Annotated in this window: 19 protein-coding genes; 3 read left to right on the top strand and 16 right to left on the bottom strand. The window is 68.5% G+C overall.

Translation table 11 applies throughout. The annotated features are described in order from the left end of the window. Position 1 precedes the first annotated feature (1 nt). A complete protein-coding gene (locus tag JI752_RS02755; RefSeq protein ID WP_216958834.1) occupies positions 2-2,458 on the top strand; it encodes a TIM-barrel domain-containing protein in 2,457 nt (818 codons plus the stop codon). Positions 2,459-2,724: 266 nt separating this feature from the next. Here JI752_RS02755 and dnaE read toward each other — a convergent pair whose 3' ends face one another. The 3 genes from dnaE to JI752_RS02740 form a co-directional block, all read right to left on the bottom strand. After that, positions 2,725-6,291, bottom strand: coding sequence for a DNA polymerase III subunit alpha (gene dnaE / locus JI752_RS02750; protein ID WP_216958831.1), 3,567 nt, complete (start codon positions 6,289-6,291; stop codon positions 2,725-2,727). Positions 6,292-6,707: 416 nt separating this feature from the next. Beyond that, positions 6,708-7,334 carry a hypothetical protein gene (locus JI752_RS02745; RefSeq protein WP_216958829.1) on the bottom strand — a complete coding sequence of 209 codons (627 nt, stop codon included), beginning with the start codon at positions 7,332-7,334 and terminating at the stop codon, positions 6,708-6,710. A 295-nt stretch (positions 7,335-7,629) separates the two neighbouring features. Then, positions 7,630-8,271 carry a YkvA family protein gene (locus tag JI752_RS02740; RefSeq protein ID WP_216958826.1) on the bottom strand — a complete coding sequence of 214 codons (642 nt, stop codon included), beginning with the start codon at positions 8,269-8,271 and terminating at the stop codon, positions 7,630-7,632. A gap of 141 nt (positions 8,272-8,412) precedes the next feature. Here JI752_RS02740 and JI752_RS02735 point away from each other — a divergent pair, with 141 nt between their 5' ends. Continuing rightward, complete coding sequence (locus tag JI752_RS02735) at positions 8,413-10,659, top strand: tetratricopeptide repeat protein (RefSeq protein ID WP_216958823.1); 2,247 nt, start codon at positions 8,413-8,415, stop codon at positions 10,657-10,659. A gap of 53 nt (positions 10,660-10,712) precedes the next feature. Next, positions 10,713-11,183 carry a hypothetical protein gene (locus JI752_RS02730; protein ID WP_216958820.1) on the top strand — a complete coding sequence of 157 codons (471 nt, stop codon included), beginning with the start codon at positions 10,713-10,715 and terminating at the stop codon, positions 11,181-11,183. Here JI752_RS02730 and JI752_RS02725 read toward each other — a convergent pair. The 13 genes from JI752_RS02725 to pyrH all read right to left on the bottom strand — a co-directional run bounded on the left by JI752_RS02725 (position 11,173) and on the right by pyrH (position 25,067). Next, a complete protein-coding gene (locus JI752_RS02725; RefSeq protein ID WP_254200312.1) occupies positions 11,173-11,826 on the bottom strand; it encodes a ribonuclease HII in 654 nt (217 codons plus the stop codon). The genes JI752_RS02730 and JI752_RS02725 overlap by 11 nt on opposite strands. A gap of 7 nt (positions 11,827-11,833) precedes the next feature. Beyond that, positions 11,834-13,036 carry a lipid-A-disaccharide synthase gene (gene lpxB / locus JI752_RS02720; protein ID WP_216958813.1) on the bottom strand — a complete coding sequence of 401 codons (1,203 nt, stop codon included), beginning with the start codon at positions 13,034-13,036 and terminating at the stop codon, positions 11,834-11,836. Between the two features lie 381 nt (positions 13,037-13,417). Next, positions 13,418-14,200 carry an acyl-ACP--UDP-N-acetylglucosamine O-acyltransferase gene (gene lpxA, locus JI752_RS02715; protein ID WP_216958810.1) on the bottom strand — a complete coding sequence of 261 codons (783 nt, stop codon included), beginning with the start codon at positions 14,198-14,200 and terminating at the stop codon, positions 13,418-13,420. A gap of 4 nt (positions 14,201-14,204) precedes the next feature. Beyond that, positions 14,205-14,660 carry a 3-hydroxyacyl-ACP dehydratase FabZ gene (gene fabZ / locus JI752_RS02710; RefSeq protein ID WP_137833343.1) on the bottom strand — a complete coding sequence of 152 codons (456 nt, stop codon included), beginning with the start codon at positions 14,658-14,660 and terminating at the stop codon, positions 14,205-14,207. A gap of 133 nt (positions 14,661-14,793) precedes the next feature. Beyond that, positions 14,794-15,810, bottom strand: coding sequence for a UDP-3-O-(3-hydroxymyristoyl)glucosamine N-acyltransferase (gene lpxD / locus JI752_RS02705; RefSeq protein WP_216958807.1), 1,017 nt, complete (start codon positions 15,808-15,810; stop codon positions 14,794-14,796). Between the two features lie 14 nt (positions 15,811-15,824). Further along, complete coding sequence (bamA, locus tag JI752_RS02700) at positions 15,825-18,308, bottom strand: outer membrane protein assembly factor BamA (RefSeq protein WP_216958805.1); 2,484 nt, start codon at positions 18,306-18,308, stop codon at positions 15,825-15,827. An 86-nt stretch (positions 18,309-18,394) separates the two neighbouring features. Next, the gene (rseP, locus tag JI752_RS02695; protein ID WP_216958802.1) at positions 18,395-19,759 is read right to left on the bottom strand and encodes an RIP metalloprotease RseP; all 1,365 of its coding nucleotides are present in this window, start codon (positions 19,757-19,759) and stop codon (positions 18,395-18,397) included. Between the two features lie 24 nt (positions 19,760-19,783). Next, the gene (locus tag JI752_RS02690; RefSeq protein WP_216958799.1) at positions 19,784-20,950 is read right to left on the bottom strand and encodes a 1-deoxy-D-xylulose-5-phosphate reductoisomerase; all 1,167 of its coding nucleotides are present in this window, start codon (positions 20,948-20,950) and stop codon (positions 19,784-19,786) included. 19 nt (positions 20,951-20,969) lie between these two features. After that, a complete protein-coding gene (locus JI752_RS02685; protein WP_216958796.1) occupies positions 20,970-21,821 on the bottom strand; it encodes a phosphatidate cytidylyltransferase in 852 nt (283 codons plus the stop codon). After that, the gene (gene uppS, locus JI752_RS02680; protein ID WP_216958791.1) at positions 21,818-22,585 is read right to left on the bottom strand and encodes a polyprenyl diphosphate synthase; all 768 of its coding nucleotides are present in this window, start codon (positions 22,583-22,585) and stop codon (positions 21,818-21,820) included. Before uppS ends, JI752_RS02685 begins: the two co-directional genes overlap by 4 nt. Before the next feature lie 19 nt (positions 22,586-22,604). Beyond that, entirely contained in the window at positions 22,605-23,162 is a 558-nt protein-coding gene (gene frr / locus JI752_RS02675) for a ribosome recycling factor (RefSeq protein ID WP_216958788.1), read from the bottom strand. 122 nt (positions 23,163-23,284) lie between these two features. After that, positions 23,285-24,232 (bottom strand): cation diffusion facilitator family transporter, encoded by a 948-nt coding sequence (locus tag JI752_RS02670; RefSeq protein WP_216958785.1) that lies wholly within the window; start codon positions 24,230-24,232, stop codon positions 23,285-23,287. Between the two features lie 109 nt (positions 24,233-24,341). Beyond that, positions 24,342-25,067 (bottom strand): UMP kinase, encoded by a 726-nt coding sequence (gene pyrH, locus JI752_RS02665; protein ID WP_216958782.1) that lies wholly within the window; start codon positions 25,065-25,067, stop codon positions 24,342-24,344. Between the last annotated feature and the right edge of the window lie 85 nt (positions 25,068-25,152).

Genomic DNA, 25,152 nt, shown 5'->3' with positions numbered 1-25,152 from the left:
GATGAAGGCATGGGGATGGGCGGCCTGCGCGCTGCTGGCGTGGGGGCTGGTCGGGCCGGTCCAGGCCGCCGGCTGGCGCCACCTGGGCGATGCGGGGAAGGTCGAGCGTCGCGCGGACGGGGTGATCGTCCACAGCGGGCCGGCCCGGTTGCAGGTGAGCGCCCACGCGCCCGGCGTGTTCCGCGTGCGCCTGGCGCCGGAAGGGCGCTTCGAGGGCGATGCCTCCTGGGCCGTCGTCCAGGCCGCCGCGCCACCGGCCGTTGCGGTGCAGGAAACACGCCAGGCCGTTCGCATCGAAGCGGGCGAAGTCGTCGCGATCGTGCACCGATCGCCCTTGCGCGTGGACTTCGTGGATCGCGACGGGCGCCCGTTGCTCGCCGATGAAGCCCAGTTGCCGATGGCGTGGATGCCCACGGCGCACGGCACGCGCGTGCGCGCATGGAAATCCATGCCGAACGACGAGCACTACTACGGCCTGGGCGACAAGGCCGGCCCGCTGGACCGCCGCGGCCGCGCCTTCGCGATGTGGAACGTCGATGCCTACGCCTGGCAGGGCTACAGTGACCCGCTGTACAAGTCGATCCCGTTCTTCATCGGCCTGCGCGGCGGCGTGGCGTATGGCGTGTTCTTCGACAACACCCACCGCAGCGGCTTCGATTTCGGCAAGGAGTCGGACGCCTTCTTCAGCTTCGGCGCCGAAGGCGGCGCGCTGGACTACTACGTCATCGCCGGCCCGCAGCCGGCGCAGGTGATCGAGCGCTACACCGCGCTCACCGGACGCACGCCGCTGCCGCCGCTGTGGTCGCTGGGATTCCAGCAATCGCGCTACAGCTACAACCCCGAGTCGAAGGTGCGCGAGATTGCCAAGCAGCTGCGCGAGCACCGCATCCCCAGCGACGCGATCTACCTCGACATCGACTACCAGCAAGGCTACGCGCCGTTCACCGTCGACCGCGCGCAGTTCCCGCACTTCCCGGACATGATCGCCGACCTGCGCAAGCAAGGCCTGCGCACGGTGCTCATCACCGACCTGCACATCAAGCACGATCCGGGAAAAGGCTACGGCGCGTTCGATTCCGGCATGGCGGCCGATGCCTTCATCCGCAAGCCGGACGGCTCGCTCTACATCGGCGAGGTGTGGCCGGGCGATGCGGTGTTCCCGGATTTCACGCTGACGCGCGTGCGCGACTGGTGGGGCGGGCTGTACCGCGATTTCGCGTCGATGGGCGCGGCCGGTTACTGGAACGACATGAACGAGCCGTCGGTGTTCAAGGTGCCGGGCAACACGATGTCGCTCGATGCCGTGCACCGCATGGACGACGGCACGGCGCGCGACCACCGCGCGATCCACAACGTGTACGGCATGCTCAATGCGCGCGCGACGTATGAAGGTCTGTTGAAGCTGCAACCGGCGCAGCGGCCGTTCGTGCTCACTCGCGCGGCGTACGCGGGTGCGCAGCGTTACGCGGCAACGTGGACCGGCGACAACACCGCCGGCTGGCACCACCTCGCGCAGAGCACGCCGAACCTGATGAGCCTGGGCCTGTCCGGCATGGCGCTGGCGGGCGACGACGTCGGCGGGTTCATCGGCTCGCCGCCGCCGGACCTGCTGACGCGCTGGTTCCAGCTGGGCGCGTTCAATCCCGTATTCCGCAACCACGCCGCCACCGACACGCGCCCGCACGAAGCCTGGGTCGACGGCCCGAAGCACGAAACGCTGCGGCGCGATGCGATCGAACTGCGCTATCGCCTGATGCCCTACCTCTACACCGCGGCCGAAGAGAACGCGCGTACGGGCATGCCGATCATGCGGCCGGTGTTCCTGGCTTATCCGAAGGCCGACGCGTTCTACGGCAACGATCGCGACTTCCTGTTCGGCGGCGATCTGTTCGTCTCGCCGGTCGTCGACGAACGCCTGGATGCGCATGCGGTGTCGTTGCCGCCGGGTGCGTGGTATGCGTTCGGCACCTCGCAGCGGTTCGTCGCGGCGAAGGAACCGATCAAGATCGACCCACGCCCTTCGAGCACGCCGCTGTATGCGCGTGCCGGCGCGATCATTCCGATGCAGCCGCTGGTCCAGCACACCGGCGAAACGCCGCAGGGGCCGCTGGAACTGCAGGTCTACCTGCCCGATGCCGGCGCGCAGGATTGCCGCGGCACGCTGTACCAGGACGACGGCGAGAGCTTCGCGTACCGCGACGGCGCGTTGTTGCGCGTGGCGTACGAATGCGAGGTCGGTGCAGGCTCGTTCGTGCTGCGTTCGCGCGTATCGAATGATGGCTTCGCGCCGTGGTGGCGCGAGGCGAGGGTGACGCTGTTCGGTGTAGAGCGTCGCCCGGTGGACGTGCGCGTGGAGGGGCGTTCGCTGTCGAAGTGGACGTTCGATGCGCGTGCGAAGACGGTGGTGTTCGACGTGGTTGAAGCGAAGCGTGATTGGGGTGTCGAGGTGGTGTTCTGATGCTCAAGGTCGTCCCGTAGCCCGGGTAAGCGAAGCGCACCCGGGGCACGCCCGCCCGGCTTCCCGGGTGCGCTTCGCTTACCCGGGCTACGGCGCTGCATCGTCATCCCGGCGAAGGCCGGGACCCAGGCCCACAACCTGCGGGCACTCCCGTTGCGGAAACCCACCTCACCGTCATTCCCGCGAAGGCGGGAATGACGGTGAGGTAGTTCACGCGAAAGGGATGCCCTTGCGTTACGGGCCAGGGCCGCGTCGCGGCTACTCACTCAATTCGCCCAGGGCTTCGACAGCGCCAGCTTCACCGCACGCACGCCCGGCGTCGCGCGCAGGCGCGAAGGCAGCTCCGCGTCGATGCGGATCGATTGCGTACCGTTGAGGTCCAGCGAACCGGCCGCGCCGCGGCGCACCAGCAGATCCATGCGGATCGGCGTGGAACCGGGGCGGAAGGAGGACAGCAGCGCATCCACGCGTTGCATCGTGCCCGCCTCGCGCAGGTCCAGTCGCAGCGAGAGGCGCTGCGCATGCTTCTCGCAGATCTGCTCGAAACTCCACGCACGCGCGGCGCGCAGCGCGAAGCCGCCGCTGAAGCTGTCCTCGCGCAGTCCGCCCTGGATCACCAGCAGGCGGTCGCGCACCAGCAGCGATGCGAATTCGGTGTAGGTCTCGGAGAAGAACGCGCATTCCAGGCGGCCGCGACCGTCCTCGATCTGCACGAACATCTGGCTGTCGCCCTTCTTGCGCAGGCCGACGACGAGGCCGGCGACCACCGTCTCCACTTCCTGACGCCAGCCGCGCTGTTCGGGGCGGTTTTCCCAGATCTTCTCCAGCGCACTGAGGTCGTTGCCGATCAACCCGCGCACTTCATCGCGATACGGATCGAACGGGTGGCCGCTGAGGTAATGCCCCAGCGTTTCGCGCTCGCCGTGCAGGATCTGCGTGAGCGGCCACTCGTCGGTTTCCGGCAGGTCCAGATGCAGCGCGGGCGTGGAGGCTTCGGAGCCGCCGAACAGCGACACCTGACCGGCCTCGCGCTCCTTCGCCAGCTGGTCGGTGGCCTTGAGCACTTCCGGCAGCTGCAGCATCAGACTTGCGCGGTTCTTGCCGAGCTTGTGGAGCGCGCCCGCATGCGTCAGCGCTTCCAGCGCGCGGCGGTTGAGCTTGCCGCTGTCCACGCGCTTGCAGAAATCCAGCAGCGCATCGAACGGACCGGCGCGGCGCGCTTCCACGATCGCCTCGCAGGCGCCGCGGCCGACGCCCTTCACCGCGCCCAGGCCGTAGCGGATCGTGCTGGCGTCCTTGGCTTCGAACATGTACGCCGAGGCATCCACGTCCGGCGGCAGCACGGTCAGGCCCATCACGCGGCATTCGTCGAGGAACGCGGTGACCTTGTCGGTGTTGTCCATGTCGGAGGACAGCACCGCGGCCATGAACTCGGCCGGGTAGTGCACCTTCAGCCACGCCGTCTGGTACGCCACCAATGCGTAGGCGGCCGAGTGCGACTTGTTGAAGCCGTACTCGGCGAACTTCTCCATCAGGTCGAAGATCGGGCTGGAGACCCTGGGTTCGATGCCGCGCTCCTTGCAGCCGGTCTCGAACTTGGCGCGTTCCTTCGCCATCTCCTCGGGCTTCTTCTTGCCCATCGCGCGACGCAGCATGTCGGCGCCGCCGAGCGTGTAGCCCGCCAGCACCTGCGCGATCTGCATCACCTGTTCCTGGTACACGATGACGCCGTAGGTCGGCGCCAGCACCGGTTCCAGCGATTCGTGCGGGTAGGTGACTTCGGTGTTGCCGTGCTTGCGATCGACCCATTCGCGGTCCATCCCCGAGCCCAGCGGGCCGGGACGGAACAGCGCGGCCAGCGCGATGATGTCTTCGAACGTATCGGGCCGGGCGCGCTTGAGCAGCTCGCGCATGCCGCGCGATTCGAACTGGAACACCGCGACCGTGTCGCCGCGCGCGAACAGCTCGTAACTGAGCTTGTCGTCCAGCGGCAGCGCGGCGATGTCGAACTGCGGCGTGGCGACGTCCTTGAACGTGTAGGCCATCGCCGGGCCGGGTTCGACGGCCGTGTTCGCCAGGCGCTTGTTGATCGCCTTCACCGCCCAATCGATGATCGTCAGCGTGCGCAGGCCGAGGAAGTCGAACTTCACCAGGCCGACGGCTTCGACGTCGTCCTTGTCGAACTGCGTGACCGGGTTGCGGCCGCGGCCTTCGCCGTCGTGTTCGGCGAACAGCGGGCAGAAGTCCGACAGCGGGCTCGGCGCGATCACCACGCCGCCGGCGTGCTTGCCGGCGTTGCGGGTGAGGTCTTCCAGGCTGCGCGCCAGGTCCATCAGGTCGCGGACGTCTTCCTCGCTGTGGTAGCGCTGGATGAGGTCGGAGGACGCGAGCGTGTTGTCCTGCTTGGCCGCTTCCGACTCGCCCATCGCGTCGTCGAGGCTGATGCCCAGCGTGTTCGGGATGAGCTTGGCGATGCCGTCGACGAAGCCGTACGGATGGCCGAGCACGCGCCCGGTGTCGCGCACCACGGCCTTCGCGGCCATGGTGCCGTAGGTGATGATCTGCGAGACGCGGTCGCGGCCGTACTTGCGCGCGACGTAGTCGATGACCTCGTCGCGACGGTCCATGCAGAAGTCGATGTCGAAGTCGGGCATCGACACGCGTTCGGGATTGAGGAATCGCTCGAACAGCAGGTCGTACGGCAGCGGATCCAGATCGGTGATGCCCAGCGCCCACGCCACCAGCGAACCGGCACCCGAACCGCGGCCCGGGCCGACCGGGATATCGTGGTCCTTCGCCCAGTTGATGAAGTCCGCCACGATCAGGAAGTAGCCGGGGAAGCCCATCTTGATGATGACGTCCAGCTCGACTTCCAGGCGCGCGTCGTAGTCCTCGCGCGACTTGTCGGGGGCGAGCGGGTTCTTCTCCAGTCGCTTCTCGAGGCCCTCGCGCGCGCTGTTGCGCAGCCAGCTCTCGATGGTGTGCTCGCTGGGCACCGGGAACGCCGGCAGCGCGTACTCGCCGAGCTTCATCTCGACGTTGCAGCGCATCGCCAGCGAGAACGCGTTGTCGATCGCGTCGGGCACATCGTGGAACAGCGCCTGCATTTCCTGCGAGGATTTGAGGTACTGCTCGGCGCTGTAGTCCTTCGGGCGCTTGGGGTCGTCCAGCACGCGGCCGGAGGCGATGCACACGCGCGCTTCGTGCGCGTCGAAGCCTTCGGCGTCGAGGAAGCGCACGTCGTTGCTGGCGATGATCGGCAGCGAGCGCGCGGCCGAGGCGTGCAGCGCGAAGGTGTTGAACGCCTCCTCGCCCTCGCGGCCGGTGCGCGTGAGTTCAAGGTGCAGGCGTTCGCCGAACACGCTGCGCCAGTCCATCAGCCAGGCTTCGGCGAGTTCGTGGCGATTGCTGGTGGCAAGGCGCCCGGCGAGGCTGTGGCGCCCGGCCAGCGCGAACAGGCCGGCGTTGTCCTCGCGCAGCCATTCCGGGCGCAGCGCGACGCCGTCGGTGCGGTGGCCTTCCATCCAGGCGCGCGTGAGCAGGCGCGAGAGCGTGAGATAGCCGTTGCGGTCGCGGCACAGCAGCGTCATGCGCGACGTGGCTTCGTTGCCATCGGCCAGGCCGATGTCGGCGCCGATGATCGGCTTCAGCCCCGCGCCTTCGGCGGCCTTGTAGAACTTGACCGCGGCGAAGAGGTTGTCGACGTCGGTCAGCGCGACCGCCGGCTGCGCCAACGCGACGCAGCGCTTCACCAGCTCGCCGATGCGGATCGTCGAGTCGGCGAGCGAGTACTCGCTGTGGAGATGGAGATGGACGAAAGGGACTGCGGACATGCCGGTGGCAGGTTAGCAGCCTGACCGGGGGGAACAAGACTTGTTTTTTGGATGGGTTACGTCAGTGGGCATGGGTCGGCTCCGCCGGCGCTTTTGCCCTCACCCCAACCCCTCTCCCGCAAGCGGGAGAGGGGTTCGATGGCGGCGGGTCAGGGCCGTAGCCCGCGTCAGGGAAGCGCGCCCCGGGCCCGTGCGACCCGGCGCTCGGGCCCGTCATTCCAGCGAAAGCTGGAATCCATTTTCGCTTCTCGTTGGAAGGCGAGGTTTCGCCCGGGCGCAAGATCAAGATGGATTCCAGCTTTCGCTGGAATGACGATGTGAGGCGCTGCGACTCGGCGTCCCGGGTGCGCTTCGCTTACCCGGGCTACGGCGGTGGAATGACGATGTGGGGCCGGGAGCGGGTCGGGATTGGGGATTCACGACACCCGGAACAACCGCTGCGGCAGATTCCACGGCGCGTAATGCTGCTCGCGAATCCACAGCACGTGCTGCCACAGGGCCAGCTCGTCCATGCGATCGCGGACCCAGGCGGCGCGGCGTTGCGATGCGGTGCCGTCGGGGTGTTCGGCCTGACGGTACGCGCAGTAGTCGCGGTAGTCCTCCACATCGTCGGCGAAGGCCGGCCATGCCAGTTCGATCAGCAGCACGTCGTCGAGCTGGCCGAGCAGCGGCGTGCGGTCGGCGATCAGGTCGTCCTCGCGGTCGATGTAGGCCAGCAGCTTGCCGATGCGGGCGTGGCTCGCCTCGTCGGCGTCCCAGTCTTCGTCCTGCAGCATCGCGCGCAGTTCCTGCACGCGACGCATGCGCGAGTCGATGACTTCGTGCGCATCGCCCGAAGGCAGGCGGAACAACCACGACGCAAGCTGTTGCAGGCGGTCGGCGTCGACGCGTGGCGCATCGGCGTGGATCTCGTGCAGGAGCTGGTCGAACTGGACCACGGCGATGTCCGACAGCGGAACCGGGCCGGTGGCATCGCGCGCGCCCATGCCGCTGTACATGTGGTCGAACGGCAGCGGCTGCGCGGTGGGGGTGGGATGGGACATGCGCATGGCACACCTCGCTCTGCGGCCTGGCCTCTCCCGCTCGCGGAAGAGGGGTGGGTGAGGGGCCCGCGCTGCGGCCGTCTGCATCGCGCGGGTCGTCCCGCGATCCGTGTGCGGGATGCAGCCCGATGATGCGCCCACGCCCCGGGGATGTCTGTGAGCGCGGCAACGCTCCGACGACGTCTGCGCACGCGCCGGCGCATTCATGGCGATGAAGGACGTGAATGCGACGAAGGCCGCCTTGCGGCGGCCTCCGGCGTTGCCTCCCTGCGGGGTTCGCTGCGTCCCTGCGGGCTCAGTGGACCCGGAACATCGGGGTCGATGCAGGCAGGAAGCTGCTCTCGCGGATCTGACGCTCGTACTGGTCCAGCACCGCCTGTTCGTAACGGACTTGTTCCCAGTCGCCGCGGGTGAAGACGAATCCGGCCAGGTTGCGGCCGCGCTGACGGGCTTCCTCGCTGCGCACCCGGCAGAAGTCGAGGTAGTCGTCGACCTCGGCCGCCAGTCGCGGCCATGCCGTCTCGACCACGATCGCGTCGTCCAGGCGCCCGACCTGTGGCATCCAGTCCGGGATCAGGTCGTCACGGCTGCGGGCGTAGTCGACGATGGCGGCGGCGGTGGCCGCGACGGCATCGTTGGCCGGCTCGAAATGGCGGTCGTCGCGCAGCTGCTCGACGGCGGCGATCCAGCGCAGGCGCTGGCGGATGCACGGCGGGGCGGAACCGGGATGTCCCGGGCGGGACAGTTCACGGCCGGCGGACGCGAGCTGGTCGGTCTCCAGCGCATGGCCGCCGATACGGGCCAGCAGGCGGTTGAAGCGGTCGACATCGCCGGCGCTGAGCTGGAATCCATTGATGCAACGACGCCGGCTCGGACCATCGAACGGCTTCAGCAGGATGGCGGGCAGCGGGTTCACGGTGGAGAAAAGGGCGTTCATGGCGGTACTCCGGGGGAGGGATGGCACCGTTCTTGCGGCGCCGGGTCAGGTTCCACCTCCCCCCGCCATGAGTCATGATGGCCGCGCGCGCCTTTAGTCATCGTCCGCTTCGGATGATGAGGAATCCATGAGGTTTTGCCGATGGATCCGCACCAGATGGCAGGCCAGGGCGGGCCGAACGGCGAACGGTACCGATTCGACGACATCGTCGTCGATGCGGCCGCGCACACTTTGACGCGCGCGGGAACCGAGCAGACGGTCGAACCCAAGGCTTTCTCGGTGCTCCTGATCCTGCTGCGGCGGGCGGGGGAACTGGTCGGGCGCGATGACCTGCTCGACCAGGTCTGGGGCCACCGGCATGTGACGCCGGGCGTGTTGACCCGGGTCATCGCCCAGCTGCGCCATGCGCTGGCCGACGACTCCCAGCATCCGCGCTACATCCAGACCCAGCACGCCCTGGGCTACCGGTTCATCGGCGATCTCCGCGGCGACGCCGAGGCCCCGCCGCCCGCCGTCGTACCGGCCGAAACCCGCGACGAGGTGGTCGTGCGCCATTCGGTGCCGGCGGAGATGGCCGTCGCCGCCAACGAAGCCGAGGCCCCGCTGCTCGCCCCCGAACCCTTCGCGCCGCCGGTGCCCGCCGCCGCGTCGGGCTTGGCCACGCGCCGCAAGGTGTCGGGCCAGCGGCGCTGGTGGCTGGCCGCCGCCGCGCTGCTGGCGATCGCCGCGGGCGGGTACTGGTTCGGCCAGCACCAGCGCGCGGCCGCCGCACCCGCGGCCGCTTCGGTGGCCGTGCTGCCGTTCACCAGCCTGGGCGAGGCCAAGGGCAACGACTACTTCGCCGAAGGCCTGGGCGTGGAGATGATCGATGCGCTGGCCGGCGTGCCCGGGCTGACCGTGGTGGCCGCCCCGCGACCGGCCGACCGCGCGGTGCCGGACGTGAAGCGGCTGGGCACGCAGCTGGACGTGGCGACCGTGCTCGACGCCAGCGTGCGCCGCGAGGGCCAGCGGGTGCGCGTGAGCGCGCGGTTGTCCGATACGCGCACGGGTTTCACGTTGTGGGCCCATAGTTACGATCGGGAAACCGGCGACGTGTTTGCCCTGCAGAGCGACATCGCCAACGAAGTGGTGCAGGCCCTGGTCGGCGTGCTGCCGTCGGCCGACATCGACGCCGCGCGCCGGACCTTGGCACGGCGTTTGACGCCGACCCGCAGCGTCGCCGCCTACGACGCCTACCTCAAGGGCCAGCAGCGCATGCGCGACCGCGAAGGCGGTGACGTCCAGAGCGCCGACAGTGCGATCAACTTCTACCGCGGCGCGCTGGCGATCGACCCGCGCTTCGCGCGCGCGCAGGCGGGCATCTGCCAGGCGGAGATCGCACGCTTCGAGAGCGCGCGCGACACCGCGGCCTTCGTGCGCGCGCAATCGGCGTGCGAACAGGCGTCGCAGATGGACCCCTCGTTGCTGGACGTCAGCCTGGCGCTGGGCGATCTGCATCGCGCGCAGGGCAACGCGAAGGTCGCAACGGCGCACTACCACCGCGCGCTGTCCGATCCGGCCCTGCGCACACAGGCGTACCTGGGCCTGGCGAACGTCGCCAGCGCGCAGGGACAGAACGCCGAAGCCATGGCGTTTTACGAACGCGCGCGCGAACTGGCGCCGCGCGATGCGCGCGTGGCGCGCGAGCGCGGCTATCACCTGTACATCAGCGGCGACGTCGAAGGCGCCATCGCTTCGTATCGCGAAGCCATCCAGTACCAGCCCGACGACGCCAGCCTGTGGTCGAGCCTGGGCGGTCTGTATGCGGTCAGCGGCGATCCCGAGCGCGCCAGCGAGGCGTACGAAAGCTCGTTGCAGATCAAGCCCAACTACGCGGCGTTGAGCAACCTGGGCTCGCTGAAGTTCGACCAGGGCGCGTACGCGCAGGCCGCCGCGCTGTACCGGCACGCCGCCGAGCTCGATCCCAGCGACTTCCGGCTGTGGGGCAACCTCGGCGACGCGCTGACGGCCGCCGGCGGCGCCGGCGTGCAGCAGGCGCGGGAACCTTACGAACGCGCGGCCACGCTTGCGCGGCGCTACCTGGAACTCAAACCCGACGACGCGCAGGGCTTCGCCCAGGTCGCGTGGTACTACGCCAATCTCGGCCGTGCCGACGAGGCGCGCGCGATGCAGGCGAAGGCCGAAGCCTTGGGCACCGAGCGCGGCGAAGTCGCCCTGTGGGGCGCGCAGACGATGGCGCGCTTGGGCGATGAGGCGTCCGCACGCAAGCACGTCGATCTCGCCCGCACGCAGGGCATTCCCGCGCAGCGCATCCAGTCCGTGCCTTTGCTGCGGCCTCTGCTCGCGCACACCGACGAAGTCGATCGCGAAACCGGCACGGCGCAGTAGGCCGTCCCGCCATCCCGCCCGTCCCCCGCGGGCTTCCACGAAGGAGAAGAACAATGAAAACGATGCCGTGCGCGATGGCGTTGCTCGCCATCGCCGTGGTCCTGTCCGTGAGCGCGTGCAGCAACGGCGCGGCCATGCAGCAGTCGGTGCGCCTGACCACGCCCGGCGCCGACGATGGCGTGGTGTGCCCCTCCGTCGAGGAAAAAGGAGCGGGCCCGAAGGCCGTCTACGTCGACATCCAGTACGCGGTGGACGGCACGCCATCGGCGGTTCCGAACAAGTGCTACGTCGACAACGGCACGACCGTGACATGGCGCGATCCGGCGAACCGGACGACGCAGTTCAACCTGGTGTTCTCCAACGCCGGACTGACCGGCACCCGCGGCGGCGCGCTGCAGGCGGCGCAGGCGGCCGAGCGCTACAAGGTGGCGGCCGTGATCCAGGGCCGGCCCGGCGACAACTACAAGTACGGCATCCAGGCCAACGGCAAGGTCGTCGACCCGGCGATCATCATCAAGAAGTAGCGGCGAGCAGGTCGCCCGGCGTTTCCAGCGAGCGTTCGCCACGAAGCGCAGCCTGCACCGGCGCGAAACTGCGCCGGTGCTCCGGGCACGGCCCGTGCTTCACCAGTGCCGACAGGTGCGCCGGCGTGCTGTAACCCTTGTGCTGGTCGAAGCCGTAGTGCGGGAAGCGTTCGTGCAGCCCCTGCATGTAGCGGTCGCGCGCGACCTTGGCGAGGATGGAGGCGGCCATGATCGAACGATCGCGCGCGTCGCCGCCGATCCAGGCTTCACCCACGCAGGGCAGGTTGCGCGGCAGTGCGTTGCCGTCGATGCGCGCCACGTCGACCGTGTGGTGCAGGCAGGTCAGCGCGCGGCTCATGCCGCTCATCGTCGCGTGGTAGATGTTGATGCGGTCGATCTCCTCGACCGCTACGAACTCGATGTGCCACGCCACCGCACGTTCGACGATGCGCTCGTAGAGCATCTCGCGTCGCTGCGCGGTGAGCTGCTTGGAATCGTCGAGCCCGTTGATCGGCGTGCGGCCCGGCGCGAACACCACCGCCGCCACCACCACCGGCCCGGCGAGCGGACCGCGTCCGGCTTCGTCCACGCCGGCCACGCGCAGCGGTGCGCCGTCGCGACGCGCGCCCAGGTCCAGCGGCATCTGCGCGTCATGCGACATGGCGCGCCTGGATGAGTTCGGCCACGGCGTCGGCTGCGCGCGCGGAGGCGTCCTGGCGCAGTTGCAGGTGGAGTTCGCGGAATTTCGGCGCCAGCGCTTCTGCGGCGGCCGGATCGTGCAGGAACGTCGCGACCGCGGAGGCGAGGTTGTCGGGCGTGCAGTCGTATTGCATCAGTTCGGGCACGACGGCCTCGCCGGCGAGCACGTTCGGCAGCGAATACTGCGTGACCTTGAGCAGGCCCAGGCCCTTCACCAGCGAATAGGTCAGCGGCGCGACCTTGTAGGCGACCACCATCGGCCGCTTGGCCAGCATCGCTTCCAGCGTCGCGGTGCCGGAAGCGAGCAGGATCGCATCGCTGGCGATCATCAGCGTGCGCGCCTGCCCGTTGAGGATGCGCAGCGTGGCACTCAGCGCGATGCTGTCCGGGTGCGTGGCGAGCACGCGCTGGAACGCCTGGCGCGCATGGTCGTTTGCCATCGGCACGACCACCTGCAGCATCGGATCGTGCGCGAGCAGTTGCGACGCGGCGGAGAGGAAGTCCGCCCCCAGTCGCTCGATTTCGCCCACGCGCGAGCCGGGCAGCAGTGCGAGCAGTGGACGGTGCAGGTCCAGGCCGAGCTGGCGTCGCGCCGCGTCGCGGTCGGGTTCCAGCGGCATCTCGTCGGCGAGCGGATGGCCGACGAAACGCGCGTCCACGCCGTGGCGCGCGTAGATCGCCGGTTCCATCGGGAACAGACACAGCACGCGATCGGCGCTGCGACCGATCTTCTCGGCACGCTTCTCACGCCAGGCCCATACCGACGGACTCACGTAATGCACGGTGCGCAGGCCGCGGTCGCGCGCCCAGCGTTCGACGCCGAGGTTGAAGTCGGGTGCGTCGATGCCGATGAACACATCCGGTTGCCACGCGAGGAGGCGTTGACGGAACGCGCGGCGCAGGCGCAGCAGGCGCGGCAGGTGGCGCAGCACTTCGGACAGGCCCATCACCGCCAGTTCGGACGCGTCGTACCAACTGTCGAAACCGGCCGCGCGCATCTGATCGCCGCCGATGCCGGCGAATTCCGCATCGGGGAATCGCACGCGCAGCTCCGCGATCAAGCCTGCACCCAGCAGGTCGCCGGAGGCTTCGCCCGCACACAGGGCGATGCGCTTGGGACGATGGACGGGAGCGGGGGATTCGTAGGGGCTCAAGGCGTCTGTGCGGGTGTCCGCGGTGCGCGGCGATCACGCGGGGATGATAGCCCGAGGGTGGGGTGGTCGGGCTGTATGGGCTGGCTCATCGCAGCGGCAGAGGGACACCGTCATCCCCGCGAAGGCCGGGCCCCAAGCTGTCACGCCATCAGCCCGGAAGCTGTCATCCCTGCGTAGGCGGGGGTCCAACTCGCAGGCGTATCACGCTCGACGCAGAGTGTGATGGATCGGGCCGTTGGATCCCCGCCTGCGCGGGGATGACGGCATGGCGGCTGCGAGGGTGCGAGCCTGAGTCCCGGCCTTCGCCGGGATGACGTCTGGAGAAGCGATGAGGCTCGACTGCAACGGCGTTCGATCCGGCCGCGTGGTACCGCGACGCACTCAGCGCAGCAGCGGCTTCTCGCCCGCGTCGATGAACTCCAGGAACATGCGCGCATCCTCGCTGCCGGCGGCCAGTTCGGCCAGCTTGGCGCGAGCGTCTTCGAGCGATCCGCCGGACATGTACAGCGCGCGGTAGGCGCGTTTGATTGCGCCGATGCGCTCGGCATCGAAACCGCGGCGCTTGAGGCCTTCGCTGTTGATGCCGCGCGGGCGGCCGTAACCGTCCTGCGCGATCATCAGGAACGGCGGAACGTCGCCGTTGACCAGCGCGCCCATGCCGATGAAGGCATGCGCACCGATGCGGCAGAACTGGTGCACTCCGGCGAAGCCGCTGAGGATCACGTGATCGCCGATGGTGACGTGCCCGGCCAGCGTCGCGTTGTTGGAGAACACGCAATGGTTGCCGATCATGCAGTCGTGCGCGACATGCGTGTAGGCCAGGAACCAGTTGTCGTGGCCGATGCGCGTGATGCCGCCGCCGGTGCCGGTGCCGCGGTTGATCGTGGTGAATTCGCGGAACAGGTTGCGGTCGCCGATTTCCAGCTCGACGCGCTCGCCGTGGTACTTCTTGTCCTGCGGTTCACCGCCGATGGCGCAGTGGCCGATGAAGCGGTTCTCGCGGCCGATGCGCGTGGGGCCCTGCACGCTGCAGTGCGGCCCGAACACACAGCCATCGCCGATCTCGACTTCGTCGCCGATGTAGCAGAACGCGCCTACCTGCACACCTTCGCCCAGGCGGGCACCCGGTTCGACGATGGCGCTGGGATGGATGCGCGCGGTCATGGCATCAGCCCTTGGCTTCGGCGCAGACGATCTCGGCGCAAGCGACCTGCTCGCCGTTGACGCTGGCCACGCCGGTGTAGATGGCGACGTTGCGGATCACGCGCTTGATGGAGACTTCCAGATCCAGGCGATCGCCGGGCACCACCATCTTGGAGAACTTGGCGTTGTCGATCTTCACCAGGTAGAACAGGCGGCCGTCGGCGGTGTTCTGGTTCGACAGCTGGGTCAGCACGCCGCCGGCCTGCGCCAGCGCCTCCACCACCAGCACGCCCGGCATCACCGGATGGCCGGGGAAATGGCCCTGGAAGAAGGGTTCGTTGCAGGTGACGTTCTTGTAGGCCAGCACACGCTTGTGCGGTTCGAGCTCGACCACGCGGTCCACCAGCATGAACGGATAGCGGTGCGGCAGCAGCTTCTGGATGGCGGTGACGTCGAGCGGGAGTTGCACGTTGAGGCTCATGGAAATTCCTTGCTTGCGCGTCCCGCGCGTGAAGGCCGCGCATCGTGTGCGGCATCCGGGCCAGGCCCGGAGTCGGGTAAGGGGCGAATCGTACCGCGACTGGGGCGTCGGCGCCCCCGACGCCGGTGTACGGTCAGTCGTCGCCGCGGCCGCCGATGCGGCGGGCGAGGGCATCGAGCTGCTTGAAGCGGGCGGCGTTCTTGCGCCAGCTGCGGTTGTCCATCAGCGGCGTGCCGGAGGAGTACTCGCCCGGTTCGCGGATCGAACTGGTGACCAGGCTCATCGCCGTGACGATGACCTTGTCGCAGATTTCCAGGTGGCCCACCACGCCCGCCGCGCCGCCGATCAGGCAGTAGCGCCCGATGCGCGCGCTGCCGGCCACCGCGGCACAACCGGCGATGGCGGTGTGGGCACCGATGACGACGTTGTGGCCGATCTGGATCAGGTTATCCAGGCGCACGTCTTCCTCGAGCACGGTGTCCTCGATCGCGCCGCGGTCGATGCAGGTGTTGGCGCCGATCTCGCAGTCGTCGCCGACGACCACGCCACCCAGCTGCGGCACGTTGAGCCAGCGTCCGGCTTCCATCGCCAGGCCGAAGCCGACCGCGCCGAGCACGGCGCCTGGATGCACCGTCACGCGCTGGCCCACGCGCACGCGCGTGACCAGCGTGACGCGGGCGATGAGTTCGCTGCCGGCGCCGACGACGCAGTCCTCGCCGATCACGCAACCGGGGCCGATGATGGCGCCGGCCTCGATGCGGCTGCGCGCGCCGATGCTGACGAACGGGCCGACGTGCGCGGACGGATCGACGCTGGCGCTCGGGTCGATCGCGGCGGAGGGATGCACGCCCGGATCGCGCACGGGGCGCGGCTCGAACAGTGCGGAGATCTTCGCGAAAGCCGCGTACGGGTCACGCGCGATGAGCGCGGTGCGGTCGTACCCGGCCGCATCGTCCTCGCGCATGACGACGATGCCCGCCTGGCTCTGCGGGAGCTGGCCGCGATACTTCGGATTGGCGAGGAAGGCGACCTGCGACGCGCCGGCGCGGGCCAGCGTGCCGACGCCGTCCACGTGTGTGGCGGCGTCGCCGTGCAGGCGCAGGTCGAAACGCTGCGCCAGCTCCTGTGCGGTGTACGTGGTGGACGGCATGGACGTCGCCGCCGTCAGAACGTACCGCCGAAGGTGAACTGCAGGCGCTCGAGCTCGTCGCCTTCCCGCAGCAGGCTGCCGTCGGGGTTGTACTCCGTGTCCTGCTTCTTGAGCGGGAAGGCATAGCTGATGGAGATCGGGCCCATCGGCGAGCGCCACATCAGTGCCAGGCCCGTCGAAGCGCGCAGCTCGCCGGAGTCGAACGCGTCGTAGTCCTTGAACACGTTGCCCACGTCGACGAACGCGGAGACGCGTGCGGCCGGCGTGTCGAGCAGGGTCGGGAAGTACATTTCCAGCGAGCCCACGGTCTTGAACGCGCCACCGATCGGCTGCTGGTAGTTCGGATTGCCGGCCGGCGAGTCGCGCGGGCCGAGCGTGTTGTCGGTGAAGCCGCGCACCGAGCGCACGCCACCGGCGTAGAAGTTCTCGAAGAACGGCAGGCCGCCGGCGGTGATGGTGCGGATGTAGTCGGCATCACCCGGCACGCAGGAGTAGTTACCCGGCGTGCGGCACAGGTTGCGCGTGGTGTCGTCGCCGTAGCTGTCGCCGTAGCCGAGTTCGGCGCGGGTGTTGAGCACGAAGTGGCGCGACAGCGGCCAGAACTTGGAGATGTTGTAGTTGAGCTTGTAGTACTCGACCGTCGAGCCCGGCAGGGTGGTTTCCAGCCATACGCGCTGCTGCATGCCGCGGGTCGGCGTCAGGAAGCTGTCGAGCGAGTTGCGGCCCCAGCCGATTTCCGCGCGCCAGGCGTGGAAGGTCTGCTGATCCAGGGCGAGGATGTAATCCACGATGCTCTGCGGCGTGGAGCCGGGGAACACGAGGATCTCGTTGGTGTCGATGCCCAGCATCGCCGTGACCGTGTCGGTCTCGGTGATCGGCAGGCCGAACACCGCCTGCGCCGCGCCGGAGTTGGTCGAGTACTGCGCGGTGTTGAAGTCGGAATAGTCGAGTTCGCGCCACCACAGGTTGTAGCCCAGCGACAGCCCGCTGTCGGTGAAGTACGGATTGCGGAACGAGAAGTCGTAGCGCTGCATGTAGTCGTTGCGCTGCGCCTGCACCGACACCTGGTTGCCGCTGCCCAGGAAGTTGGTCTGCGACAGCTGCACCTGCGCGGTCAGGCCGGACAGCTGCGAGAAGCCCAGGCCGAACACGAAGCTGCCCGACGTGGTTTCCTTGAGGTTGTAGACCACGTCGACCTGGTCGTTCGTGCCCGGCACCGGCACGGTCTCGACGTCGACGGTCTCGAAGTAACCCAGCTGCTGCAGGCGGATCTTCGAACGGTCGATCGCGGCCTGCGAGTACCAGGAACCTTCGAACTGGCGCATCTCGCGACGGATCACTTCGTCGCTGGTGCGGGTGTTGCCCTTGTAGGTGATGCGGCGCACGTTGACGCGCGGGCCCGGGACCACCTGCATGTTGATGCCGACGGTCTTGTCTTCGCGGTGGACATCCGGAATCGGGTTCACCTGCGCGAACGCGTAGCCGACGTTGCTCAGCGTGTTGACGATCGCGTCGGAGCTGATCTCCAGCAGGCGGCGCGAGAAGATCTGGTCCGGCTTGACCAGCACCAGGCGCTCGATCTGCTCCTTCGGCAGGATCGTGTCGCCGGTGACCTGCACGCTGGAGACCTTGTACTGCTCACCCTCGGTCACGCCGGCAGTGATGAACATGTCCTGGCGGTCGGGGCTGATGGAGACCTGCGTGGAGTCGACGCTGAAGTCGACGTAGCCACGGTCCAGGTACCAGGAGTTGAGCTTTTCCAGGTCGCCGGAGAGCTTCTCGCGCGAGTACTGGTCGTCGCGGCGGTACCAGCTGAGCCAGTTGTGCTCCTTCGACTCCCACGACTCGACGATGTCTTTTTCTTCGAACTTCTCGTTGCCGATCAGGTTGACGTGGCGGATCTTGGCCGCCTTGCCTTCCTTGACGTTGATGGTGATGTCGACGCGGTTGCGATCCAGGCGCGAGACCGTCGGATTGATCTCGACGTTGTACTTGCCGCGGTTGTTGTACTGGCGCGTCAGTTCCTGCGTCACGCGGTCGAGCGCGAGGCGGTCGAAGGTGTCGCCTTCGGACAGACCGGCTTCCTTCAGGCCCTTGAGCAGGTCCTCGGACTTGATGTCCTTGTTGCCCGTCAGGGTGAGCTTGTTGATCGCGGGACGCTCGGCGACGGTGACGACGAGGATGTCGCCCTGGCGGCCGATGTCGACGTTCTCGAAGAAGCCCGTCTTGTACAGCGCGCGGATCGCCTCGCCGACGCGGGAGGCGTCGATCGTGTCGCCGCGCTCGACCGGCAGATAGGTGAACACCGTACCGGCAGAGATGCGCTGCAGACCGTCGATACGGATGTCGCTGACGGTGAAGGTACCGATCGTGGACGTCTCCGGCGTGCCGGCCAGCGCGAACGGATCGGCCGTCTGCGCCAGGGCGGGCAGGGCGGTCGAGCCCATTGCCGCGATCAGTGCGAGGGCAAGCAGGCGGCGGGTCGGCGTTTGCGTCATTAGTACGTCCGGTTGAGGGTCGTGTTGGCCCGGAGCCGGGCGTAGGGTCGAGGCGGAAGCGGGTCTGCGCAGGAAGGTGTCCGGCATCAGCGCACCAGGTTGTTCATGATGTCGTTGTAGAACGCCAGACCCATCAGTCCGGCGATCAGCGCCAGGCCGACGTACTGTCCGGCGGCCATTGCCCGCTCGCTGACCGGGGTGCCTTTGACCAGCTCGATAAGGTAATACAGCAGGTGACCGCCGTCCAAGATTGGGATCGGAAGCAGGTTCAGGATGCCCAGGCTGAGCGACAGCATCGCCAGCATCTGCAAGAACCACGCGGAGCCGTTCTGGGCCGACATGTTGGCGGCGCGGGCGATGGTGATGGGGCCGGCGACGGTGTTCTGTACCGAAACCCGGCCGGTGAAGGCGCGGCCGATCATTGCGAACAATTCGTGCGCCTGGTGGACGCTTTCGCGCACGGCGGCGGGGACGGCCGCGATGGGGTCGTAGCGCAGCACCGCATCCTTTGCCGGTTCCGGCGGGCGCGCCATCTGCACGCCCAGGCCCCAGTAGTCCTGGCCGGTCTGGGCGCTCTTCATGCGCTTGGGCACGATCTCCAGGGCGAGGCGGTCGCCCTTGCGATCGACCTCGATCATCGTCGCGCCACCGCGCGCGCCCAGGGTCTGCACCAGCGGTCCGATGTCGTCCCATGAGGCGACCGGCTGGCCGTCGATGGCGGTGATGCGGTCGCCTTCGGCGAGCACGCCCCAGGCCGGCGTGTCCGGCGCGACGCGGCCGATCAACGCCGGCACCAGCATGTAGCGCGGGGTCAGGCCCATGACCTCCACCGCGCGGCGCTCATCGAACGACGCGGGCAGGTCGGACAGGCGCAGCTGGCGCGTGACCTCGTCGCCACCGGCGGTGCGCACGCGCACGGGCGTGTCGGCGTGGTCGAGTGCGGCGGGAATCAGCGCGAGGACGGCCTCGCTCCAGGTCGGCGTCGCGCGGTCGCCGACGGCGAGCATCGTGTCGCCCGCGCGCAGACCCGCCGAAGCGGCGATGCCGGTGACATGCCCCACCACCGGCGCGTAGTCGGCGCGACCGACGACGAACATCGCCCAGAACAGGGCGACGCACAGGATCAGGTTGGCGACCGGGCCGGCCACGACGATTGCGATGCGTTTCCACACCGATTGCCGGTTGAACGCCTGGTCCACCAGTTGCGCAGGCACGTCGCCTTCGCGTTCGTCGAGCATCTTGACGTAGCCGCCGAGCGGGATCGCGGCGACCACATACTCCGTGCCGTCCTTGCCGCGACGCGTCCACAGCGGCTTGCCGAAGCCCACCGAGAAGCGCAGCACCTTGACCCCGCAACGGCGGGCGACCCAGTAGTGGCCGAACTCGTGGAACGTGACGAGCACGCCGATGGCGACGATCAACCACCAGATGGAGCCGAGGAACTCACTCATGATGTTGTGGGCTCTCGTGGCAGGTCATGCGCATGCGGCGACGGACTGGGCGGCGTGGCGTCGTGCCTGTGCATCGGCATCTCGCAGGGCCGCCAGCGACGTCGCCGGGGTGGAGGGAAGCGCGGCGAGGGTGTCCTCGACCAGCGCGGGTATGGCTAGGAAACCGATCCGGCGCTGAAGAAAGGCTGAAACCGCCACTTCGTTCGCAGCGTTCAGCACGGCCGGGGCGGTACCGCCCGCCGCCAGGGCCTCGAAAGCCAGCCGCAGGCAGGGGAAGGCCGCCAGGTCCGGCGGCTCGAAGTCCAGCCGCCCGTGCGCCAGCATGTCCAGCCCGCCGACGCCGGACTCGATCCGTTCGGGCCAGCCGAAACCCACCGCCAGTGCGGTGCGCATGTCGGGCAGGCCGAGCTGGGCGAGGGTGGAGCCGTCGACGAACTCCACCAGCGAATGCACCAGGCTCTGCGGGTGCACCAAGACCTGGATGCGGTCGCCGTCCACGCCGAACAGATGGTGGGCCTCGATGACCTCCAGGCCCTTGTTCATCAGCGTGGCCGAATCGACCGAGATCTTCGGCCCCATCGACCACTTCGGATGGGCCACGGCCTGTTCCGGCGTGACATCGGTCAGTTCCTCGCGACGACGGCCGCGGAACGGCCCGCCCGAGGCGGTCAGCAGGATGCGCTTGAGCCCGGCGTGCGCATGTGCGTCGGGCAGGCACTGGAAGATGGCGTTGTGCTCGCTGTCGATCGGCACGATGGTCGCGCCGCCCGCCTGCGCGTCCTGCATCAGCAGTTCGCCGGCGAGCACCAGGGATTCCTTGTTGGCCAGCAGCAGGCGCTTGCCCGCACGCGCGGCGGCGAGCGTGGACGGCAATCCCGCGGCGCCGACGATGGCCGCGACCACCGTGTCGCACGCATCGCCGGCGACCAGTTGCTGCAACGTTTCGTCGCCGCAGTGCGGTTGCGTCGGCAGGCCCGCCTCGCGCAGGCCATCGCGCAGCGCGGCGAATGCGCCTTCATCGGCGATGACGGCGTGATCCGGACGATGGCGACGGCACAGTTCGACCAGCGCGCTCGCATTGCTGCCGGCGGCGAGCACGCTTGCGCGCAGGCGGTCGGGATGACGGGCGATCACGTCCAGTGCGGACGTGCCGATCGATCCGGTGGCACCCAGTACGGCGACGCTGCGCATGATCAGAGGCCCGCGCGCATCAGAAACCCATGACCGCCTTGCCCAGCGCGAACACCGGCAGCGCGGCCAGCACGCCGTCGACGCGGTCGAGGATGCCGCCGTGGCCCGGGATCAGGTTGCCCGAGTCCTTCACGCCGACATGCCGCTTGAGCAGGCTTTCGAACAGATCACCGATCACCGAGAACAGCACGGCGACCAGTGCCACCAGCGCGACGGCCGGCAACTGGCTGGGCGTCGCGCCTGCGATCAGGGCGAACACCACGCCGATCACGACGCCGGCGACCACGCCACCGGCCAGGCCTTCGAGCGTCTTGTTGGGGCTGATCCGCGGCGCCAGCTTGCGTTCGCCGAACAGCTTGCCGCCGAGCTTGCGACCGGCGAAGTACGCACCGCTGTCGGCCGCCCACACGATCGCCAGCGCGGTCAGCAGCCAGCGATGGCCGTTGGGCTGGCCGGCGTGGATCCATGCAAGCGCGCACCAGGCGGGGATCATGCTCAGCGCACCGGCGGCCAACTTGAAGATGCGCGCGTGGGTGTCGTGGTCGCTGGCGAAGTTGTAACGGCCCAGCCACAGCAGTGCGAGCAGCCACCACACCACGCCGATCACGGACGCGAGCTGGAACAGCACCATGCTGTAGCCGGTGCTGGAACGTGAGGCCCAGACGATGGCGACCATCACCGCCAGATTGGCGACCAGCAGCACGGTGCGGGCGAGGGTGTCTTCGATCTCGGCCAGATCGAACCACTCCCATAGCCCAGCCAGGAACAGCACCGCCGCCAGCGCGACCATCCATGGGGTGGGCAGCAGCAGGATCGCGGCGATCGCGACCGGCGCCATCACCAGTGCGGCGAGCAGGCGGGTTCGGGTCATTCGGGAGTCTCGTTGGTCGGGGCCGGCGCGACCTGGGCGCCGGTAAGGCCGAAGCGGCGCTGGCGGCCAGAGTAGTCGTCCAGGGCGCGTTGAAGTGTCGCCGCATCCAACTCGGGCCACAACAGGTCGGTGAACCACAGTTCGGTGTAGGCCAGCTGCCACAGCAGGAAATTGCTGATGCGGGTCTCGCCGCCGGTACGGATGAACAGGTCCGGTGCGGGCAGGTCGGCCAGGCTCATGCGCGAAGCCAGTGCGCGCTCGTCGATGTCTTCCGGATCCAGGTGCCCGGCGGCGACATCCTGCGCCAGCGAACGCGCGGCCTGCGCGATGTCCCAGCGCCCGCCGTAGCTGGCGGCGATGGTCAGGTGCAGGCGGGTGTTGGCGCGGGTGCGGTCTTCCGCCGAGGCCATCTGCGCGCGGATCGCCTCGTTGAAGCGCTCGCGTTCGCCGATGAAGCGCACGCGCACGCCGCGGCGGTCGAGCTCGTCGACCTCGCGTTCCAGGGCGCCGAGGAACAGCTTCATCAACGCGCCGACCTCGTCTTCGGGACGGCCCCAGTTCTCGCTGGAGAAGGCGAACAGGGTCAGCGCTTCGATGCCTCGTTCCAGGCAGAAGTCGATGCACACGTTGACCGCGCGCGCGCCGGCGCGGTGGCCGATGACGCGCGGGCGGCGGCGGCGCTCGGCCCAGCGGCCGTTGCCGTCCATGATGACGGCAAGGTGGCGCGGGACGCGTGCGCTTTCGATGGTGGATTCCGACGACATGACGGGACGGTCTGACCCGTCAGACCGCCATGAGTTCCTGTTCCTTCGCCTTGACCACTTCGTCGACGTCCTTGATCGCCGAGTCGGTGATCTTCTGGATGTCGACTTCCGAGCGCGCCACGTCGTCTTCGGTGATCTGCTTTTCCTTCAGCAGTTCCTTGACCTGGTGGTTGGCATCGCGGCGGATGTTGCGGATCGCCACCTTGGCGTTCTCGCTCTCCGAATGCACCAGCTTGGACAGTTCGCGGCGGCGCTCTTCGGTCAGGGCGGGCAGGTTGAGGCGGATCACCGTGCCGGCGGTATTCGGGGTCAGGCCCAGGTCGGAGGCTAGGATCGCCTTCTCGACGGCGGCGACCATCTGCTTCTCCCAGGGCGTGATCGTCAGCGAGCGCGCGTCGGAGATAGCGACCGAGGCGACCTGCGACAGCGGCATCTCGGAACCGTAGTAGTTCACCTTGAGGTGGTCGACCAGCGCGGTGGAGGCGCGGCCGGTGCGGATCTTGATCAGATCGTGGCGAAACGCTTCGACGCTCTTGGCCATACGGGTCTGTGCGTCTTTCTTGATGTCGTTGAGCATCGCCGGCTCCGGTCCTGTTGCGGTAATCGCGGGATTATATAGGCACGCCGCGCATCCCCGCCCGGGCAACGTCCATCAGGGGGCGGGGAGGGCGGATCCGGGATCCCGGGGGCGCGGCGGCCTCAGTGGGCGTGATCGTGGTCGTGCCCGTGATGGGCGCGATCGCCGTGCGGGGCGCGGTCGTGGCGGTCGTGTTCGCAGGCGCGGCCGAGTTCGACCTGCAGGGTCGGATGGTTGATGCGAAAGCGCTCGTCGAGTTCGTGGTTCAGGCGATCGATGAAGGCATCGTGGTCGCCCTGGTCCGGGCGCACCAGGTGGGCGGTCATCGCGATCTCGCCCGCGCCGAGCGACCAGATGTGCAGGTGATGCACCGCCTTGACGCCCGGTTGGGCGGCGAGGAAGTCCTGCACGTCGCTCTGCCGGATTCCGCGCGGCACCGCGTCCATGGCGGCATTGAAGGCATCGCGCAGCAGGCTGAAGGAGCCCACCGCGACGACGATGCTGATCAGCAGCGCGATCGCCGGGTCCAGCCACTCCCAACCCAGCCACCACATGCCCACGCCCGCCAGTACGGCGGCCAGCGAGACGGCCGCGTCGGCGACCAGGTGCAGGAACGCGCCGCGGCGGTTGAGGTCGTACTCGTGGCCATCGCGCACCAGCCAGGCCGCGCCCAGGTTCACGACGATGCCGATGGCGGCCACGACGATCACCGGCAGCGCGGGAATTTCAGGCGGCGCGTTGAAGCGGCGCACGGCCTCCCAGGCCAGCGCGCCGGAGAAGCCGACCAGCAGCACGGCATTGGCCAGCGGCGAGAGCAACGTGGCGCGGCGCCAGCCGTAGGTGTGGCGGTCGGTCGGCGCGCGCCGGGCCAGCACCGCGGCGCCCCACGCCAGGCCCAGGCCGAGCACGTCACCCAGGTTGTGCAGCGCGTCGGACAGCAGCGCGAGCGAATTGGTCGCGAAGCCGTAACCGGCCTCGAGTGCCGTGTAGAGCAGGTTGATCAACGTCACCGTCGCGAATGCGCGCGTGGCGTTGAACGTCGTGTGATCGTGGTGATGTCCGTGGCCCATGGTGCGATGGTGGCACGGGGGGCGGGCGGACTCTATTACAGGCGTGGCAAACGGGATTGCGTCGCCGAAAGGAACGCGCGTCGCAGCGTGCGCCGCGCGTCGCGCGCGATCAGCCGTTGCGGCCCTGCACCAGCGTGCCGATGTTCTCGCCGCGCAGGATCCGCAGCAGCTGGCCCGGCTGGCCCATGTCGAAGATGCGCAGCGGCAGGTCGCTGTCGCGGCACAGGGCGAAGGCGGCGGTGTCCATCACCTGCAGGTTGCGGGCGATCACCTCGTCGTAGGTCAGCTTGTCGAAACGGACCGCGTTCGGGTGCTTCTTCGGATCCTTGTCGTACACACCGTCGACCTTGGTGGCCTTGAGCAGCAGGTCGGCGCCGACTTCGATCGCGCGCAGTGCCGCGCCGGAATCGGTGGTGAAGAACGGGTTGCCGGTGCCGGCGGCGAAGATCGCGATGCGGCCCTTTTCCATGTGGCGGACGGCGCGGCGGCGGATGTAGTCCTCGCACACGTCGTTGATCTTGATCGCGCTCATCACCCGGCACTTGGCGCCGAGCTTTTCCAGCGCGTCCTGCATCGCCAGCGCGTTGATGACGGTGGCGAGCATGCCCATCTGGTCGCCGGTCACCCGGTCCATGCCGCCGGCGGCCAGGCCGGCGCCGCGGAAGATGTTGCCGCCGCCGATCACCAGCGCCACCTCGGCCCCGGCCTGCTGGGCCTCGATCACCTCGCGGGCGAGGCGGCCAATCATCTTCGGGTCGATGCCGTAGTCCTCATCCCCCATGAGCGCCTCGCCGGACAGTTTGAGCAGGACACGGCGATAGGCGAGCTGGGACATGGGAACCTCGGAATGTGGGGGGCAAACGGCGGGATTGTACGGGATCGCGTGTGGTCGACCGCGCACGGCGGTGCCTGCTGCCGGT

It is taken from the genome of Lysobacter sp. MMG2 (assembly GCF_016735495.2).
In the GTDB taxonomy this organism is placed as follows: Bacteria; Pseudomonadota; Gammaproteobacteria; order Xanthomonadales; family Xanthomonadaceae; genus Lysobacter_J.
Note: the sequence above shows the minus strand (reverse complement) of the source record. Positions and strands in the feature narration are given on the sequence as shown.

Bases quoted from the DNA above. Each gene is read 5' to 3' on its own strand.
- JI752_RS02755 (WP_216958834.1), top strand. From the start codon at position 2: ATGAAGGCATGGGGATGGGCGGCCTGCGCGCTGCTGGCGTGGGGGCTG.
- dnaE (WP_216958831.1), bottom strand. From the start codon at position 6,291: ATGTCCGCAGTCCCTTTCGTCCATCTCCATCTCCACAGCGAGTACTCG.
- JI752_RS02745 (WP_216958829.1), bottom strand. From the start codon at position 7,334: ATGTCCCATCCCACCCCCACCGCGCAGCCGCTGCCGTTCGACCACATG.
- JI752_RS02740 (WP_216958826.1), bottom strand. From the start codon at position 8,271: ATGAACGCCCTTTTCTCCACCGTGAACCCGCTGCCCGCCATCCTGCTG.
- JI752_RS02735 (WP_216958823.1), top strand. From the start codon at position 8,413: ATGGATCCGCACCAGATGGCAGGCCAGGGCGGGCCGAACGGCGAACGG.
- JI752_RS02730 (WP_216958820.1), top strand. From the start codon at position 10,713: ATGAAAACGATGCCGTGCGCGATGGCGTTGCTCGCCATCGCCGTGGTC.
- JI752_RS02725 (WP_254200312.1), bottom strand. From the start codon at position 11,826: ATGCCGCTGGACCTGGGCGCGCGTCGCGACGGCGCACCGCTGCGCGTG.
- lpxA (WP_216958810.1), bottom strand. From the start codon at position 14,200: ATGACCGCGCGCATCCATCCCAGCGCCATCGTCGAACCGGGTGCCCGC.
- fabZ (WP_137833343.1), bottom strand. From the start codon at position 14,660: ATGAGCCTCAACGTGCAACTCCCGCTCGACGTCACCGCCATCCAGAAG.
- lpxD (WP_216958807.1), bottom strand. From the start codon at position 15,810: ATGCCGTCCACCACGTACACCGCACAGGAGCTGGCGCAGCGTTTCGAC.
- bamA (WP_216958805.1), bottom strand. From the start codon at position 18,308: ATGACGCAAACGCCGACCCGCCGCCTGCTTGCCCTCGCACTGATCGCG.
- rseP (WP_216958802.1), bottom strand. From the start codon at position 19,759: ATGAGTGAGTTCCTCGGCTCCATCTGGTGGTTGATCGTCGCCATCGGC.
- JI752_RS02690 (WP_216958799.1), bottom strand. From the start codon at position 20,950: ATGCGCAGCGTCGCCGTACTGGGTGCCACCGGATCGATCGGCACGTCC.
- JI752_RS02685 (WP_216958796.1), bottom strand. From the start codon at position 21,821: ATGACCCGAACCCGCCTGCTCGCCGCACTGGTGATGGCGCCGGTCGCG.
- uppS (WP_216958791.1), bottom strand. From the start codon at position 22,585: ATGTCGTCGGAATCCACCATCGAAAGCGCACGCGTCCCGCGCCACCTT.
- frr (WP_216958788.1), bottom strand. From the start codon at position 23,162: ATGCTCAACGACATCAAGAAAGACGCACAGACCCGTATGGCCAAGAGC.
- JI752_RS02670 (WP_216958785.1), bottom strand. From the start codon at position 24,232: ATGGGCCACGGACATCACCACGATCACACGACGTTCAACGCCACGCGC.
- pyrH (WP_216958782.1), bottom strand. From the start codon at position 25,067: ATGTCCCAGCTCGCCTATCGCCGTGTCCTGCTCAAACTGTCCGGCGAG.